2 protein-coding genes are annotated in these 2067 nt (G+C 54.4%); both read left to right on the top strand.

All coding sequences use genetic code 11. The features are described from left to right. Positions 1-967 (top strand): RHS repeat-associated core domain-containing protein (locus tag ASD78_RS19805; RefSeq protein WP_162250124.1); only part of this gene is annotated, 967 nt, incomplete at its 5' end. 6 nt (positions 968-973) lie between these two features. Next, positions 974-1504 carry a hypothetical protein gene (locus ASD78_RS20470; RefSeq protein ID WP_156087562.1) on the top strand — a complete coding sequence of 177 codons (531 nt, stop codon included), beginning with the start codon at positions 974-976 and terminating at the stop codon, positions 1502-1504. Positions 1505-2067: the final 563 nt, after the last annotated feature.

Genomic DNA, 2067 nt, shown 5'->3' with positions numbered 1-2067 from the left:
TGCGGTGATGAACTACGCCTATAACGGACGGGGCGAGCAGACGCGGCGCTATCCGACCACAGCATCAACCGCGCAGACCTATGCCAGCTACGACGAAGCCGGGCATACCGTCGGTGTATACGACCATGCCGGCAATCGCATCCAAGAGGTCATCTGGCTGGGCGATCTACCGATCGGCGTGATCGATGCGAACAAACTGCACTACGTCCAGGCTGACCACCTGGGTACGCCGCGCAATGTGATCGATCCGGTGGCGGAGAAGTCCGTGTGGGCGTGGCAGCTGGGCAACGAAGCGTTCGGCGACAGCGCGCCGAATCAAGACCCCGACAACAACGGCACCGCGTTCGTGTTCGATCTGCGGTTTCCCGGCCAACGATACGATGCGGCGTCAGGGCTAAACCAGAACTATCAGCGTGAGCTCGATACAGGATCCGGCCGATACACTCAGGCTGATCCAATCGGGCTGCGTGGTGGCATCAGCGCATACGGCTATGCAGCTGGTGCGCCCACTCTAATTACAGATCCATTGGGCTTAGCTGCTGTTCTCCCTGCGCCACTTCCATTCCCAGCTATTCCGGCTTGGCTCGGACCTGCGGCGGGTGTTGGCCTCTCTGGGTATGGTGGATGGTTACTTGGTTCCGAGATATACCGGCAAAATGCAGGGTCAATCGCTGATGCGGTAGACGCCGTCTGCCGTGATGAGCCAGACCGGTTATGTGAAAAAGCGAAAGCTGATGCCCGATCCGCATACTACTCATTGATAACGAAACGTTTTCCTCACCTTTACACCGGAGGAACAAGAGGCAGGGACATGGGTCATGCAGACGCTGTGTTACAGGTTCAGAACAAGCTCCGTAACGCGATTGGCCGAGTGCGTTATCATTGCAAGATAATACCGCCATATCTTGCGAGAGAGCTGGCTCTTTGGGAATGGGCGGCCAACGTTGACCCAATTAGTTTTTTCTGAGGCGATATGAGTATCTCTATTCCTATAGTTCTCACTGAACGGCCCGAGTTTGAATCACTTAGTCAAGAAGGCGCAGATGCATTTGCTCAGCGACTGCGTGCCATTAGCGAAATAGCAATGGAACTTGCGGCCGATGATCGAAGTATTTCGTCACGAAGCTTTCTGGATATTATTAATGACGTGGAGCTAGATATTTCGATCCACCAGGAATATCGAAGCCCCGAGTTTTCTCGATGGCTTGTCCACAGTTCTTGGGTGTTTGAGGTGGCTGCGGCGAACATGGCGAAGGAGTTGGATGCAGATCTTCTATCGTTCATCGATCGCCCGGAGCCAGGTATGATGGCGAGGGCTGAAGAGTGTTTTGAATGGCTAAAGATTGCCTCTAAGACAGTATTGAATGCTCTTGATAAGTTTCAAAATTCAATATCAAGCATTCAGTGTTTCTGTTTTCTTCTTGTGGTGGATATAGTTTTCTCTAAGATGTTGGTTGTTTGTTATAAATCTCGATTCAATGCTGCTGTCGATACGAGGGACTAGCTTAGGGAAACGAGGATGGGGAAACGAGGACACCCACAATTCAGCACCCGCCCTACACCCCTATCAGAAGTTTCTGACTGTGCTTGGATAGGATTGCCGCGATGCTGGCGACATGACCCAGGCACGCGCGTCGCTGATTCCACCCGGCCCATTGCGTGCAACGCTGCGTGCGTCGCGCGTTCCTGTGCGGAATTGACCGCTACACGGGTCGGTCCTACGAGCATCGAAAGGACTGGATTGAGCAGCGGTTGCAGCTGCTGGCCGAATGCTTCGCTATCGCCGTTCACGCCTACGCGGTGATGAGCAATCATCTGCATTTGGTCGTGCAATTGGAACCGAGTTTGACAAGGCAATGGGCGGATGCCGAAGTGGCCGCACGTTGGGTTCGGTTGTTTCCGCCTCGCGAGAACACTCTTGCCGCTCACGAGTGCAAGCGCGACGGAACGAGGACACCCACAATTCCGCACCCGCCCTACACCCCTATCAGAAGTTTCTGACTGTGCTTGGATAGGATTGCCGCGATGCTGGCGACATGACCCAGGCACGCGCGTCGCTGATTCCAC

The organism is Lysobacter sp. Root667 (assembly GCF_001427715.1).
Lineage (GTDB): Bacteria > Pseudomonadota > Gammaproteobacteria > Xanthomonadales > Xanthomonadaceae > Lysobacter.
Note: the sequence above shows the minus strand (reverse complement) of the source record. Positions and strands in the feature narration are given on the sequence as shown.

Coding starts and splice junctions, on each gene's coding strand:
- ASD78_RS20470 (WP_156087562.1), top strand. CDS start 974: ATGAGTATCTCTATTCCTATAGTTCTCACTGAACGGCCCGAGTTTGAA.